Below are 15551 nucleotides of genomic sequence, written 5' to 3' on the forward strand. Positions count from 1 at the left end.
ACGACAGCAAACAAGGTGCACAATTTCGACCAGCTGTTCGGGTGTTATACAACTATACACTTGTCGGCTAAGCACAGGATCCAAACTCCACATTGTGCCAACGCCACGCCGTGTTCACAATGGTTTCTAGAGATGTAAACTTCGGCTTCCATCCCAGGCGGGGCAATTTCTTAGCGTCGGCCACAAGAACGGGTGGGTCCCCCGGGCGGCGCTGTTCCTCCACCACGGGAACCGTGCGACCTGTGACCCGCTCGACTGTTTCAATCACCTGCCGAACGCTATACCCCTGGCCGGTTCCCACGTTCCAACAATCGCTCGGATGCCCATCAAATAGAGATTCCAGGGCAACGACATGTGCTTGAGCCAAATCAGACACGTGCACGTAGTCGCGGATGCAGGTACCGTCTGGGGTGGGATAGTCCGTTCCGAAAAGACGTAACGGCTTCCGATCAGTAGAATCGTCGATAATTGGTGCATAGCCGAGCAATTTCGCAACCCGGTCTTCCGAGGGACGCAATACGGATCGAATCGTAAGTGGGATGAGATGTGTTTCGGGATCGTGGGCTTCGCCGAACCATCCGTCGGCGTCCGCGCCGGCAGCATTGAAATAGCGTAGCGAAATGGATAGCAGTGGATGTGCCTCCCCCAACCAACGCAATACATCCTCGAGCATTCGCTTGGAAGCACCATATGGATTCACCCGATTGGTCGCACTGGGTTCCGGAATGGGAATTTGGTCTGGAATTCCATAGACTGCTGCCGTCGATGAGAATACCACGTACCTGACGCCCGCCGCCACGAGTGCGTTAAAGAACGCAATTCCTTTTGCGACGTTATTCGCAAAATAACGCTCGGGACGATGCATCGACTCTTCCACTAGACTAACCGCAGCAAAGTGAATTGTGGCGTCTATGTCATATTCCTTGACTATCCGAACAACTAGAGCGGTATCGGCCACATCGCCTTGAACGAATACAAACCGCGACGAACCCGAGCCGACGCATCGACGCAATCGATCGATCACCCAACGATGACCAGACTGTAAATTATCCAACACTACGATGTGGTAACCAGATTCCAGTAAGAGCTTTGTCGTATGGCAACCAATGTACCCGGCGCCGCCGGCCACCAAAACGCTTGGCATGGGTGTCACCCTCTCACGGAACTGGTAGAACGCATACCAGCCAGTTGACACTGCCCCTGGAAACAAACCCATCGCTTTTCCCCAACGTTCAGAGGGCTTTCTCGTCGCATCCATCTGCAGCAGGCACGGAGCGGGTCGGGGCAGCACCAACACTACGCCATGGTTCATCAGTACCCCCTTCTGCATGGGAAACATAGCCTCCCAGACGCCTTTCCCTAAATTCACCTCAAACGCCTCACACAGTGCCGGTCCCTTTTTAGTATCACCGCCATACAGATCGACCTCACACACGAATCGTAAACTCATCACGTACCACAACGTCCCGAACTCCCTGCTCTCTCTCCGTGGAAAGTCCTGACTATCACAGCCTATGCACTCAGCGTTATCCAGCGCAGTACCCCTGTGCCGCACGGATACGGACAGTTCAAAAGCTTCCACCACCGATTCGTCCCACGGCGTATGAACGATGTAGCAAACCAGAGTACGATCCAAAGCAGATTTCCGATCCGCTAATTAAACCGCGGAGGTGAAAATAAATACTTGTGCTTGAAAAAGTATCGGGCAAGTCCTGTGGCATGTCTCCATGTAAGTCGCGACACTGGGCGACGATGTGTAACACGCTGCTCATGATGAACGATATATGCGTACGGAACATAGGCAACCTTCTTGCCCATTTCCCAGCAGCGTAAACAGAAATCCACATCCTCTGGACCGTAGAAGATATGGTCATCAAGTGGGCCTATTTCATCTACGATGCCCCTCGGAAAGACCTGACACGCACCAATGACGTAGTCGACAATCGTTACATTGTCCCACGAATCAAGGCCAACATACAGATCATTCCCGTTTAACCCAATCCCGCGCTTAAGCTTTGTAACCACCGTAGGAAAACGCCGTGCGCTATGTTGAACGTTACCATTTGGATCAATAAGACGCGGTCCGACGATTCCAAAATCGGCATTCAATTCAAGCACCTCAACCAAGATGTCCAACGCGCTATTTTGAAGCTGCGTATCAACGTCTAAGAGGGCTACGTACTGTCCCTGCGCAACCTGAATGCCTTGGTTTCGCGCAAATGCAACACCACGATTAACTTTGTTTTGGATGAAAACATAGGGAATTGCATATTCCTCTAGAAGTTGGCGACCGACATGAACCGACCCATCTACAGATCCGTTGTCAACAATGACCAGCTCAAAAGATCTCTTCGTGTGCATAACTACACTACGAATGCACTGCTCCACGTACTTCTCCGAGTTAAACGTCAGAATTACAACACTCAGACAATATCTGGTCACCTATGACCACCCCACATGCTTTCCGCAAATGAGTGTCGAACGCGCTATCCCCACAAGGCTACAAGACTATCTTTCCCGAACGCCCTTGCATTCTCTCTCCTGAGCGAGGCGCCAGCAATGTGCATTCACCGAGCACCGTACTCCAGGCTACTCCACCGACACCGGTACTGCCGGGCAAAAATGTGATGAACTGAGCAAAGAGGCTAAGGCTCAGTAAAGTCATCAACAGAAATTGCTTTTGTGCAGACGAGCGATGTCTCGCAACGGACCAGAAACCCGCAAGAATCATAGCAATCAGGCTCGCCCCACCTGGAACGCCAGTCATAACAAAAAAGTCCAAAACGCTATTGTGTGAACTAAACCAACGTGTATCTTCATGAAAGAGCGAGCCGATGTTTTCGAGTCCCCAGCCGGACCATGGCCGTTCCTTTATTAGATCTATGGCCAGCCGCCACAACAACTCACGCCCGGACATGCCGTAATCAATTTGAAGAAACTCTCTGCCCAGTTCAGAACCCAGCAGTACGACAAGGCCAGTTGCCTGAATTACCAGAACCCCAAATGCAGCGAGAATCTTTAGTTCCAGCGACGTTCTGGATGAAGCAATCCACAATAACGACATAATAGCCATAATTACGTAACCCGTCCTAGACCACGAGACAAACAAACCCACCACATTAATGGCCCACGATATCGTCCATAGTATCCTCGCCCTCCTACGTCGGGCGAGGCGACGACCGTACCAGGCAATACACATACCCAATGTGCACGTCACCGCAAAGTAATTCGAGTCGTTGAAGATGGACTGGCTACTATACAGTCTTGCAAACGGCAGCGGTTCGTTCGTAACTGCACCAAGAGAAATCACGCCAAAGGCCCCTACAATACCCAGAAAAGATGTCAAAGTGATCACGCCACCTACCGCAAGCCATGGCCGATCACGCTGGACATACATGCCATTTGACAAAAGGACGTAACATACTGGCAAGAGAACTACATAACCGGCAGCCTTAAATGCGTTGGGAACAGTTGATAAGCCCGCCCGGACAGCGTTGACCTCCGCAAGAATGATGGCGACAATGACGGCAACCATATATAGAGTGCGCTTGCCAGACCGAAGCAGTTCCCGACGCTCGGACCGACCGGTCAAAGTCATCAGACCACCGATAACAATCCCCACTGCACTAAAAGCGTTAACTACTTGCCTATCGTATATGCTTACAACCTGCGATTCCCGAATCATCGACGAAACGAATGCTATGACAATACCTAGGCTCGTCATCTCGACTATCACCGAGCATCACGGCAACTTTTCAGCCCTTCCCAACGTCCCCAAAAGCCATTCCAAAAATAGGACGCCTCGGACCACTTCCCGGAAATTCCGAACAGACCGCACGCCACCAAAGGCCTGCAGAGCTCGTACACACAGTACCATAGAGGATAACGGTGTTTTCTTAGTACCCTACCTTCTCCACGACCGTACTGGCGCGCACGACGCGCATTTCTTTTCGCCCTTGGATGCCTGACTTCAAACTCCGGCAAATATTGGATCTTAAAACCAGCATCCAAAGCTCGGATGATATAGTCGAAGTCCTCTCCAGCACCCCAAGGAGTTGGTGCACCTACCCCCAATGACTCGTCGAAGAAACCAACCCGTTCACACACGTGTCGCCGAAGGAAGACGGACCATCCAGCTACACACCGAAACACCGTCCACCGGGTTAACGATCCCGCTATCAGCGACCTAGGTCGCGACCAGGCTTTCGCACTCTCGTAATGAGGTCTAACTGCGACTCCGTCCCATTCATTAGTCGAACTTAGAACGCCCCCCACCGATCGCAAAAGATTATCGGGATACCAGCAATCGTCATCAGGAAAGGAAATGATGCTGCCAGTGGCGTACCGCAGACCGACATTCCGCGCTTTCGACAAACCGGGATTGGAACGAAGATGGATCACGTGGAGCACGTCGCTGTATCGTTGGACCAAAGGGACAATTCTACTGTCCTCGTTTTGGTCCACTACTATTACCTCAACACTGTCTATACCTTGCCTGGTTATGGTATAGAATAGTCGATCTAATTCTGCAGTTCTTCCGCGAGTAGCAACGATTAAAGAAAAGCTGCCGTCCACTTTGGTCACCCACATCACCACACATTGCCTTTCAGACATACGCTCTTCTGATGACATGAGGCAGAAATACTATATCGCCCGACAGTAGTAAATTACTATTTCCGTTATTCAATTGCTAATTCCCGAATTCCACGAACCCAACCCTACGCAACCCTCTACCACGTGCATTCCACCGGTGACACTCAGCCTATTGAGCCTACCACGTAACACACTCGCACCAACAACTTACGCCATGACATCCGATATGGATCCAAGCACACCATTCGCCATACCACTTCGCCGCAGCAATCGACGTATCGCTTCCTTCGACAGTAACTCTCCGTGTTCAAATTCCTCCGTAGCACGACTCCCCAGCGTATGACCTATCACGCGATAGCAATCTGGATCCTTCCCTTCTGCAGGAATAACAAAGATGCGCCCGAATTCAACAAGCCGCCCTCTTTCCTCATCTGTAACCAATTCCTCATCCACCTTTTCTCCAGGACGCCTACCGATGACCTCAATCGGAATATCCCTTGGGTCGTAGCCATATTTGGGAGCCATTTCTTCAATCAAAACTTCTACTAAACCCATCACCCTCACCCGTGGCATCTTCAGGACAAAAATTTCACCACCTCTCATCATCGCCACCGCTGCAAACACGAGTTCAACAGCATCCTGCACAGCCATCATATATCGTGTCATGTTTGGATCCGTAACCGTAACGGGGCCACCGCGTACCAACTGAGACAAAATAATGTGAACAACTGATCCTCGTGAACCCAACACGTTGCCGAATCTCACACATGAAAACCTTGTAATCCGTTGGCCTCGATAGTTATTTGCCGCTATCATAAGGCGCTCGGCCACCAACTTCGTTGCACCCATTACGTTAGTGGGATTCACAGCCTTATCCGTACTTACTAAAACCACCTTTTCCGCTCCGACTTCCAAAGCCGCATCGATGACGTTTTGCGTCCCTTGTATATTGGTTGCAACCGCTTCAAACGGATTGAACTCACAAGCCGGCACATGCTTCAGCGCTGCACAGTGAAACACAATGTCAATACCCTCCATAGCCCGCCGAACCCGCCGTATGTCCCGGACATCCCCCAAAAGGTAACGAATATTTGCGCCATTGATTGATTGTGCCATGAGGGCCTGCTTCGAATCATCACGGCTCAAGATTCGAACAACCGCCGGGTCATATCTGAGGGCCTGTCTGACGATTTCCCGACCTATCGAGCCTGTACCTCCCGTTACCAGAACACGCTTTCCCTTCAGCAATGGTCCGTACGCTCCCCTCACGTTTAATCCGCCGGGGATTCACCCAGGCATCGACGAGCTCTACCGACGTCTCCAAATCTACCATTCGAATTGCCTTTGCCGAGAAACACCACTAAAATCCAATCCCGCCAATATACGAGCAATACGAAGACCCGCCTGACCATCTCCATACGGGTTACTGCTGTTCTCAATTTCCTTCCTAAACTCATTTGATAAGGCACGTACGATTGCAGCCTTCAACGCCCCGCGGTTTGGCTTTGGGACATCAATCACATTAGCGCCGCGCACTCTACCGCATTGGCGATTTCCTACATGGACAAATGGAAGTGCTAGTGTTGGACCTTCAATAATGCCAGCACTTGAATTCCCAATCATTACGTCCGCCGCTCGCATCAGCAATAGGAACCGAGATCGCTCAATGTGATCAACAACCTTCATGCCTGGCCACGCGAAACGCGCGACAGTTTGTCGGAGACTACTGTACCCAGGATCCGCGTTTGGCAACAGTGTAATACCATGGGCCCCTATTTCGCGCAAAGTAAACAGGATTTCTTGTAAATGTGACGGCCCGGCGGAGGCTTCCGTAGTCGTCGGGTGGTACGCAACAATGGCCACGATATTATCCGACTCCAACTTCAACATCTTCCTAGCCTCTTGTTTGCTCACCTTGACAGCTATCTCCCGCGCCTCGTCGACACCAGGAGCACCCACGACAAAAATATACCTCGAAGGTGCTCCCAGCCTACGCACAACGGCAGCCGCCTCCTCTGTGGCCACAAAATGCAGATGAGCAAACTGTGTAATAGCGTGACGGATTGGCTCATCAATAGAATGCGTGCGGTCGCCACCACTCACGTGAGCAATCAACATATTTTGCGCAGATGCAGCAAGGGCAGCTGCAAGCATCTCTCCTCGATCACCGAGAAGTATGACCACGTCTGGCATAAGTCGCTGCAATTCTCTTGCAACCGCTATCGTTGTAAGACCCACTGAGGCAGCATAAGCATACCCTGAATCGCTTTCGAGAAGTGTAGGAATGGCAGCGGCAATATCAAAACCATCGGAATGGATAAGATCCGCCGTCTTGCCATGATAGGGCGACAAATGCATACCAACCGCGATGATGGACACATGCCAGCCTGGCTGAGCAGCAAGCGCCCGAAGGGTGGCCCGCATCAACCCATAATCAGCGCGCGTACCTGACACGTAAACCGCCCTCGGCACTGTCAAAAATGCCTCCTGTCAGCACCCACGATTTGTCACAACGTCATCGAGTGTAATGGGATCATCTTTACACAAATCCCTGACTAGGCGCCGCCCAACAAGTAGCCTCTCAGCTTCCATGGGACTAACACCACGAGCCGGACGCTTATAGTTAATATCCGTCACACCGAGCACGGTGCCAGCCGGCAAATCGCGAGCCGCGACGGCCCCCCTTCGAGCCAAACACCTAAGCTCCTCTTCGCTTGGAGCAACCGCTTTCTGCCCCGTTCCTCTGGCCACCTCAGCTTCGCGAACATAGCGCACCATAGTCGCAAACTCATCAGGCTCGAGTGACGCGGCATGGTCCGGCCCTACCAACTCACGATCCAACGTCAAATGCTTTTCGATAACCGCTGCGCCCGCAATAACAGCCATAGCGGGGACCGCTACAGAAGTAGTATGGTCTGAATACCCAACCACCCGTCCGAAAGCGCGCCTGAGCGTATCTACTGCCTTCAAGTTCACTTCTTCCAAGGGAGACGGATAGCTGCTGACGCAATGGAGCAATACAACGTCGCTCCGACCTATCGTTTTAAGCGCGACCTCAATTTCCCCAAGAGTTGCCATTCCCGTTGATAATATGATCGGTAACCCGGTACACGCGACAGCTCGTAGCAACGGAAGATAGGTCAAGTCACCGGAGGAAATCTTAATCGCTGGCACACCTAGTTCAACCAAGAATCCCACGCTTTCGACATCAAACGGCGTTGACAAAAAATCCACACCCCGCGAACGCGCATATTTCGCAAGTCGACGGAACGACTCTGGGCGCAGAGACAGCCCCATAATGACATCGCGTTGGGAGCGCTGACCGGTGCTACGTCTTTGATAGCCCGCCGCTTCCGCGTCCTTCACAACTAGCTTGTCAGCATCGAACGTTTGGAACTTTACAGCGTCTGCCCCAGCATCCACCGCAGCATCAATCAGTTCCATAGCCAACTCTTCGCGACCATTATGATTTACCCCTATCTCTGCAATGATGTAGACCCTTTGTTCGTCACCCACTACCCGTTCACCAATTCGAATCGTCAACTGCATACTCCACCTCCCAACTAGCTATTCAGATTCCCCTTCCGCCTTAACACATGCTCCGCCGCTCGCAGGTCATCCTCGCTATCGATGTCTATCGATTCGTCCCGACTCATAACGAATGGCACAACCCGCTCACCCAATAGTCGTCCCCTTGTAACGAGTCCCGGCTGAGTGACATAGATGGCACCGTTTAGCCGAAAAACCGCTGGTAACTCCTGCCGTCGAGAAACCCGCCTACGTAATATCGGCCGTAAAAAACCGAAGCGGTCTACCCCAAACATCCAGTATGGAGACTCACTCACCGTGCAAACACTCACGAGACTATCGCCCTTCATCTCGAGAAGTCGCTTAAAGGCGACGTCGATATGTTCATGTGTTCGCAGGGGAGATGTGGGTTGTAGTATGATAACCCAATCCGGTCCGCTCCCGCCGTCACGAGAGGCCGGATACAACGCTTTCAGCGCGTGATCAATCACATCGACCATCGGCGTGTCATCCGCAGCCAATTCCGGTGGCCGAAGAAACGGAACTTCGGCTCCAAATCGCCGCGCTACAGACGCTATCTCCTCTGAATCCGTAGACACGACCGTCCGTGTGATACTGCAGCTTGCGAGAGCTGCCTCAATGCTATACGCAAGCAACGGTTTACCCAAAAGTTCCCGCACGTTCTTCCGTGGCAATTCCTTCGATCCGGCCCGCGCAGGTATTATCGCAACTACCTCCATAGACGCTCCCGCCCGCCTGTTTACTTCACCAGCGACTCCACGCATTTGGCCAATACATTCACGACGTAATCAACATCGTCCGAACTCAGATTGTTATGGAATGGAAGCGCTATGGTCCGTTTCGCAGCCCAATCCGTAACCGGTGGTGTGCCACTATTGAGTCCCATTTGGCGAATATACGGTTGGGTATGAATAGGCTCGAAATAGCTGCGAGTTGGCACCCCATGGTTTTGCATACACCTCATAAGCACCGTTCGATCAATATCAACAGTTAATGTAATGACATAAACAAACCAACTCATTCGAACATTTGACCGTATTACTGGAGGCCGAACAAACGGAAGACCGCTAATGCGCCTCGTATACAAGTCAGCCACTCGTTGGCGTTTTCGCAAAAACAGTTCAATTTTACGCAACTGAGACCTGCCGAGTGCAGCTGACATCTCATCCATCCTGTGGTTATATCCAAGGTAGTGATGAACCAACCACGACCCGTGCTCCGATCTGCCCTGATTCCTCAAACTACGACACAGACGGGCAACATTCTCATCGTTAGTAACAATCATTCCACCCTCGCCAGTCGTGATCTGCTTATTGGGATAGAACGCAAAAGTTGCGGCATTTCCAAACTGGCCCACCTTCCGCCCGCGATACTCAGCACCAAGAGCTTCACACGCATCGTCAACTACCGCCAACCCATATCGCTCCGCAATCGCTAAGATTTCGTCCCACTCAACTGGATGACCGAATACGTCTACAGCTAGTATCGCCCGTGTTCGCGAAGAAATCTTTCTCTTGACATCGTCTGGATCAATATTGAAAGTATCCTTTTCGATATCGACGAATACCGGTTTTGCACCTACGTACAAAACTGCGTTAACGGTTGCTGCGAATGTAAACGACGGTACAATAACCTCATCACCGGGTCCTACACCTAAAGCTCTAAGGGCTAAATGAAGAGCTGCGGTTCCAGAACTCACGGCAATCGCATGTCGGACGCCTACGTACTCAGCCATGTCCCGTTCGAACGCCTCTGCAGCTGGTCCAAGCGCGAGTCTACCTGACCTAAGCACCTCTTCGACCGCTGCGATGTCTTCCTCGTCGATTTCCGGCGCTGACATCGAAACCGCTCTCATCCGCCGAACACCCTCCTTTGCGGTTTGGCCGGCACACCAAATGCCACCTGCTTGTTAGGGAGGTGCGTAGTAACCACGCTTCCACCGCCTACGACTGACCATGCGCCTATACGGATCCCGGGCAAGACGCAACTGCCAATCCCAACAAGGGTGCCTGTCCCAATACATACGGAACCCGCCAAATGTGCCCCCGGGGCAATGTGCGCATAGTCTCCGATCGTGCAATCGTGGTCTATGCTAGCGCTCGTATTCACAATAACATGCGCCCCTAAGGATGTATCGGGTTGAATTACCGCACCCGCTAACACGACCGTACCCGGCCCGATAGATACGCTGGAATGAACATATGCTCTGGGATGAACAACCGACAGCCACTCCAATTCTAGTTGCTCCGCAATCGCCCGCCTAGCAACATTATCGCCGACCGCGATAACAGCACGTGGGCGTCCCCTAATCTCCCCGACCGGGCCACACACCGGCACACCAAATATTCTCTTGCCCCATTTCTCACGCGCATCGTCGTAGATGCACCGGACGGTATAACCCGATTCTAACAGTGCAGCAACGATAACCTTCGCGTGTCCGCCGCCCCCAATTACGATTACATCCCGCACACTCGTTCACCCGCTTTGCTGCAACAACGAGGTCAACGTTGTCCTCCTGATACCACCGAACTGATAGGCCTTATTTTCAACACATCAAAGGTCCGAAGCAAGCCTTCGTCCTCATGAACCCAAAGGTCGGTTCGCAGGACGGCAACATTTCGCAATAACCACCGGGCAGTCAAAAGGCCGGTCGACCAGTCTCCACAAACGTAACGAAGATTCGCGGGTTGCAACGCATAAAGGAACTCGATCGGCAGCTCTTGGGGAATGATTACAGCGTTCTCAACAATTTCGCTCGACAGTGAACTCAAATAATGTCGCTCCTCGCGAGGATGGTATTTAAGCGCAAGTAACAACCCTTTTCGTCTGAACCACCGCAGCGCATTATCTAGACATTCTGCCAGAGTTCGCTGCTTGGTAATCGTGTGAGAATGTGGAAGCAATATAATGACATTAAGATCATCGACTTCAACCCCCTTGCCATCCTGGAACAAGAACCTGTTGACCTTCTGTCGCTCGATTCTAATCCGTGAAATTAGCCAGCTGTCGAGCTTCTTTACCGGAAGCCGCTGCAACTCAGGTCGTACAGCCTCCGGGAAAATGGCTCGCACCTCGTCGATTGCCCGTGAAGTGCCTTGCACACGTATATCCTCCCACCAAACGCCATAAAGCAACGACTTAAGGTATCGAACAAGCCGGTTTGGACGGCCACGAAGCACAGATGAGTAGATTGCAGCTCCATCTTCAACATAAACACATGTCGCGCCCCACAGCGTTTTCGCAAAATGAACCAGAGCCTGACCCTCTGGCCTCATGTCGTTCGCTACAAACACCTGCTCCATTCGCAACGATCGTACAAGCTCTTCTATCGAACGCACATTAAGAAGCACACGTAGGCTTCGCCGGTATTTGTTGTAAACGTGGTACATCCCTCTGTAGACCAAAATTCGATCAAAAGGACTATCGTTTGAATTCTCAATTATGTCCAAGCATACATCCACGTTCGGAAAATCTGCAATCACTATAAGCCAGTTCCGGGCACCTCGACACTCAGTTGAGGCTATGCCGTAGGACAGAAGGAGATGGTATGGCGTCATCGTTAGAAATACGTTATCCACCTTCGGGTTCATGAACTCACGCCCCAAAAACAGTCTCACAAGCGAGTCAACAATGCCAAGGCAAAATGCGCAAACTTCCTATGTAGAACCAACTGCCGTGCACCATACAGCGCCTGCCAATTTCACTATGTTCAATGCCGTTCATGCACCAATGTTTGAAGCCGCACGAACAGTTATACACGTCGTTGATTAAGGAATTGAACCACGCGTCCTACAGTGCGGCCGATGTTCTGAGGGAAAAGCATTACAGGAATCGTCCACATAAGCACTATCAGATCCAACATCGCCCGCCAACCCGCAATATACAGCAAGTCGTATTTCAGTTTAAATTCTGGATCGAGATCGTATGGTCCGAGGACCTGAGCCAAGCCCGTAATTCCGGGCTTCAACGCCTCACGCGCCCGAAACAGTGGATTGTGCGCCGCAAACTCTATGACCAGCTCTGGACGCTCAGGACGTGGTCCGACCAGACTCATTTCGCCCCGTAAGACGTTGAAGATCTGCGGCAGTTCATCGAGGCGAGTACCTCGTAACCACCTTCCAATACGTGTTACTCGCGGGTCATTCTCGCGGGCCCATACAGGGCCAGTATTCTTTTCTGCGTCCTGTATCATGGTCCGGAACTTGATTATATGAAACAGCCGCCCGTCTCTACCGACGCGAACTTGTCGATAAAATACAGGACCTCGATCTTCGATCCAAATAAGCACCGGCACTATGATAAACACGGGTAGAAAAACCGCAAACAGGACAAGGGCGCCAACCACATCCACCAACCGCTTAATGGCCCGCAGCTCAATGGATAGCTCTATCCGAGTTACCGTCAGGACGGGGACGTCGTTGATCTGCGTCAGGCGTCCCGATGCCAGCATGATCTCGTAAGTGTTAGGCACCACATAGAGGTCGACTTGCCGGCCTACTGCCCAGTTAACGATCTGTTCCCGGTATTCAACGGGAACATCAGGCGCGATCAGCACCCGGTCCGTAGCGGGCGGCGCATTCAGGAAATCAGCGGGCGTCAGTGCATGATGAATCGATACATATCCTTCCATCCGAACTTGCCACCTACGCGGTTCGACAGACACCAATGTGACCTCGTGCCTGCAATATGCGTCTTTGGCTCGGCGTACGAATGGAATGCGCCAGAGACAGAGCAAAGTAGCGGCAAGAACGCCCGCGAGCACAGTCGCCTCTCTTTCTACACCGGGATCCGATCCGTAGAGGTACATGGCGGCCATGGGGAGGAAAATCGACCATAGCCCAGCGGTCATAACGTCGCGAGCTAGCTCCATATAGGGACGGTGCAGGTCGCGGTAGCCCCTGTATAGGGCAAGTAGAACTATCGTAGTAACTGCACAAACTCTAGCGGCGAAAGCCTCTGGCGACACCACCTCCCGCGCTAGCAGCGCTTCCATCCCCTCCTTATCACTAGCCAGCCCATGGACGACAGCCTGCGTAACCGCAACAATGACCAAGTCACCCACAAAGAGCAATAGCGGGTGCGTTCGAGATTGTAACACCCGCCGCAATGTCACAGGCTCGTTGCGGGTAAAGGCCCCTAATGATAATTCTGTTAAACTGGTGTTTTGAACACGCGTGTCGGCTTCCCCAAGCAGTGCCAAAGCTCCATTGCGAGTTACCCGGCCCCCGTCCTCGCCAGTGCTCGGCATGCTACGTCTCTCCTCCGACATGGCCCTTGCTTCCTGTGCAACGGGTCACAATGGGCCGTCAGAAGCCTCATGGAATCGTTGTCTGTCGCTGTCTTTATAAGCGACACGGAGACCATCGCATGTGGATCGACATTGATTTATGGTCAGTCGGTCTAAACTGGCGGCCTTACGTGGCGAGGCCTGTAAGAGCATTGGGATTAGGCCTTATGGCCCCGTGCCACAAACCCTTTGGACGTTTGTTACTATTCATGCAAACCGTCGGTCATCCCTCCTACGGATTACGCAACAATGGAGCCAACGTGTCTCACCGTTTCTCATTCCACCTACCCCCGTCGCTCCCGCCCATCCGGGTCACCCAGACAAGTCCGTCAACTATCCGCCGTCATACGGTCAGGTCGTAATATAAGCGCGACAACCGCTGGTGCATGATCCACCAAGCGAAGTGCGCGTCGTGCAGGCGGCGCACTCGCACCACGAAGTCCCGCCTCTCCTTCGGTGTCCACTCCGCCACGTCCCGCAGCGCCTCCTCAAGCCGTCTAGTGTCGCCGTACGGTACCACGTATCCCAGTTTCCACGCTTGGACCCGGCAGTCGACCCCGGTGCCTGCCGCCACCACGATGGGTTTACCAAGGCGCATTGCCTCAAACAGCTTGCTGGGGCTGGAGTAGCGATGGTTGGGGATAGACGGGTCGTAGGTTGCTACCAGCACATCGGCGGTGGTGCAGATCTCCAGGCATCGATGGTAGGGGACGCGTCCGTGGAAGCGGACGTTCGGCAGAGCCGCCGCAGCTTGTTGGATCCGTTCTTCCTCCGCCCCGAACCCGCCCAGGTCCAGCTCCCACTCCGCGTGCCGACGCATGACCTCGATGAGCTGGAGCAGTCCCCGGTCCGCCTGCAGCAGGCCGATGTAGGCCACGCGCAGCCCCCGCCGGGACGGCAGCCCGCGGATCACGTCGCCCGGATCCCAGTCCGGGGTATTGTAGACGATCTCCAGGCGGCGGGGACGGGCCTTCCCCAGCTGGGGCAGGCGGCTCTCGTCCGCCAGAATCACGGCGTCTACCTTTTCAAGGAGCCAGCAGTCCAGGCGGGCCAGTCCCGGGCGCAGGACGGGGGGTAGCCCGCGGACCGTATCAGCGTACCAGTCGAAGATGTCGTAGACGACCCTCTTCCTATATACCAACTTCAGGATGACAGCGGGTGTCAACGTATCGAAATCGCAGGCATGAATGATGGCGTACCGGTTCCGGTGGCGCAGCAGCCAGCCCAGCAGCTGCCACTGCCAGTGAAGAAAGGCGGGCAGGTTGCGCAGGCCTGTCCCGTAGCGGCTCCCGGGGCGGTGGGGTTGCTCCCCACCCGGGCTGTCGCCAGTTCGCCGGCGATCCCCATGCCCGTTCCCCGCCCCGCCAGCACCGATGCCTGCCCGTAGCCGGATGATCCGGCCGAAGGTTGCCTTCTCCCAATCGTGAAAGACTCCCTCCCTGTCCCACGCCACCACCGTCACCCGGAACCCCGCCCGGGCCAGGGTGCGGGCAACCCGTTCCACCCGCGGGTCCGGGGCCACGGGATTGGATCTCAGGATCACCACCCCCTTCGTTCGGGGGGCGGCCGTCCGGGTCACGGCCCGGGCAACGAGGCCCACCGCCCCGCCGAGCATCAGGTACGCCAGGGTCCACTGCAACGTCGCCCCGGGCTCCTTGACGAAGCCGCCTGCGGCGAATAGGGCACAGGCCCCGTAGACCCAGCCGGGACCACCAGACAGCACAGGCGGGCCGCTGGAGTGCAGGAGACTCGCACAGGCCACGGCCAGGCGAGCGCTGGGGTTGGAGCCTTGGGAAACGCCTCCCTCAATCCGGCTGGTCGCAGGGGGCCGGGCTACGCCGGGCATGCCGCGGACCCAGTGCTGATGTCGGTGCTGTCCCGGCGGCCCGCCGGAGGGACAACTTCTCCTGGCCCCGCGGCGCCAGAGCCACCGGTCGCCCCCGGCCGCCAGCAGCCCCGCCAGGACCCCCGCCACGGGCAAGGGCCAGGGCCCGAAGTTCAGGTAGACCTCCTGGGGCAGGGTCACGTTGAAACCGAAGCGGGTCTGCCAGTAGAAGTGCTTCCACCGGTACTCGTTGAGGAGATCGGCGGCCGTCCGCCAGCGGGTAGCCTGCCGGGCGGG

13 protein-coding genes are annotated in these 15551 nt (G+C 54.0%); all 13 read right to left on the bottom strand.

Translation table 11 applies throughout. The features are described 5' to 3' along the window. Positions 1–67: 67 nt before the first annotated feature. Positions 68–1453, bottom strand: coding sequence for a UDP-glucose 4-epimerase GalE (gene galE / locus ACZ5T9_RS10440; RefSeq protein ID WP_464834440.1), 1386 nt, complete (start codon positions 1451–1453; stop codon positions 68–70). A 200-nt stretch (positions 1454–1653) separates the two neighbouring features. Beyond that, a complete protein-coding gene (locus ACZ5T9_RS10445) occupies positions 1654–2388 on the bottom strand; it encodes a glycosyltransferase (RefSeq protein ID WP_464832994.1) in 735 nt (244 codons plus the stop codon). Positions 2389–2500: 112 nt separating this feature from the next. Further along, entirely contained in the window at positions 2501–3724 is a 1224-nt protein-coding gene (locus tag ACZ5T9_RS10450) for an O-antigen ligase family protein (protein ID WP_464832995.1), read from the bottom strand. Between the two features lie 8 nt (positions 3725–3732). Beyond that, on the bottom strand, positions 3733–4632 hold the full coding sequence (locus ACZ5T9_RS10455; protein ID WP_464832997.1) for a glycosyltransferase family 2 protein: 900 nt from the start codon (positions 4630–4632) through the stop codon (positions 3733–3735). 168 nt (positions 4633–4800) lie between these two features. Further along, a complete protein-coding gene (locus ACZ5T9_RS10460; RefSeq protein WP_464832999.1) occupies positions 4801–5862 on the bottom strand; it encodes an SDR family NAD(P)-dependent oxidoreductase in 1062 nt (353 codons plus the stop codon). A gap of 57 nt (positions 5863–5919) precedes the next feature. After that, positions 5920–7017, bottom strand: a complete 1098-nt coding sequence (gene neuC, locus ACZ5T9_RS10465) for a UDP-N-acetylglucosamine 2-epimerase (RefSeq protein ID WP_464834441.1) — start codon at positions 7015–7017, stop codon at positions 5920–5922. Positions 7018–7083: 66 nt separating this feature from the next. Continuing rightward, positions 7084–8142, bottom strand: a complete 1059-nt coding sequence (locus ACZ5T9_RS10470; protein ID WP_464833000.1) for an N-acetylneuraminate synthase family protein — start codon at positions 8140–8142, stop codon at positions 7084–7086. 14 nt (positions 8143–8156) lie between these two features. Beyond that, the gene (locus ACZ5T9_RS10475; RefSeq protein ID WP_464833001.1) at positions 8157–8906 is read right to left on the bottom strand and encodes an acylneuraminate cytidylyltransferase family protein; all 750 of its coding nucleotides are present in this window, start codon (positions 8904–8906) and stop codon (positions 8157–8159) included. After that, on the bottom strand, positions 8882–9997 hold the full coding sequence (locus ACZ5T9_RS10480) for a DegT/DnrJ/EryC1/StrS family aminotransferase (RefSeq protein ID WP_464833002.1): 1116 nt from the start codon (positions 9995–9997) through the stop codon (positions 8882–8884). Before ACZ5T9_RS10480 ends, ACZ5T9_RS10475 begins: the two co-directional genes overlap by 25 nt. Next, positions 9994–10611 (bottom strand): acetyltransferase, encoded by a 618-nt coding sequence (locus ACZ5T9_RS10485; RefSeq protein ID WP_464833003.1) that lies wholly within the window; start codon positions 10609–10611, stop codon positions 9994–9996. Before ACZ5T9_RS10485 ends, ACZ5T9_RS10480 begins: the two co-directional genes overlap by 4 nt. Before the next feature lie 32 nt (positions 10612–10643). After that, positions 10644–11732: a polysialyltransferase family glycosyltransferase gene (locus tag ACZ5T9_RS10490; RefSeq protein ID WP_464833004.1), complete on the bottom strand. Its 1089-nt coding sequence runs from the start codon at positions 11730–11732 to the stop codon at positions 10644–10646. Between the two features lie 161 nt (positions 11733–11893). Further along, positions 11894–13411 carry a sugar transferase gene (locus ACZ5T9_RS10495; RefSeq protein ID WP_464833006.1) on the bottom strand — a complete coding sequence of 506 codons (1518 nt, stop codon included), beginning with the start codon at positions 13409–13411 and terminating at the stop codon, positions 11894–11896. Between the two features lie 361 nt (positions 13412–13772). After that, positions 13773–15275, bottom strand: a complete 1503-nt coding sequence (locus ACZ5T9_RS10500; RefSeq protein ID WP_464834442.1) for a glycosyltransferase family 4 protein — start codon at positions 15273–15275, stop codon at positions 13773–13775. Between the last annotated feature and the right edge of the window lie 276 nt (positions 15276–15551).

The organism is Thermaerobacter nagasakiensis (assembly GCF_055396825.1).

Coding starts and splice junctions, on each gene's coding strand:
- ACZ5T9_RS10450 (WP_464832995.1), bottom strand. CDS start 3,724: ATGACGAGCCTAGGTATTGTCATAGCATTCGTTTCGTCGATGATTCGG.
- ACZ5T9_RS10455 (WP_464832997.1), bottom strand. CDS start 4,632: ATGTCATCAGAAGAGCGTATGTCTGAAAGGCAATGTGTGGTGATGTGG.
- neuC (WP_464834441.1), bottom strand. CDS start 7,017: ATGCGGGCCACCCTTCGGGCGCTTGCTGCTCAGCCAGGCTGGCATGTG.
- ACZ5T9_RS10470 (WP_464833000.1), bottom strand. CDS start 8,142: ATGCAGTTGACGATTCGAATTGGTGAACGGGTAGTGGGTGACGAACAA.
- ACZ5T9_RS10475 (WP_464833001.1), bottom strand. CDS start 8,906: ATGCGTGGAGTCGCTGGTGAAGTAAACAGGCGGGCGGGAGCGTCTATG.
- ACZ5T9_RS10480 (WP_464833002.1), bottom strand. CDS start 9,997: ATGAGAGCGGTTTCGATGTCAGCGCCGGAAATCGACGAGGAAGACATC.
- ACZ5T9_RS10490 (WP_464833004.1), bottom strand. CDS start 11,732: ATGAACCCGAAGGTGGATAACGTATTTCTAACGATGACGCCATACCAT.
- ACZ5T9_RS10495 (WP_464833006.1), bottom strand. CDS start 13,411: ATGTCGGAGGAGAGACGTAGCATGCCGAGCACTGGCGAGGACGGGGGC.
- ACZ5T9_RS10500 (WP_464834442.1), bottom strand. CDS start 15,275: ATGCCCGGCGTAGCCCGGCCCCCTGCGACCAGCCGGATTGAGGGAGGC.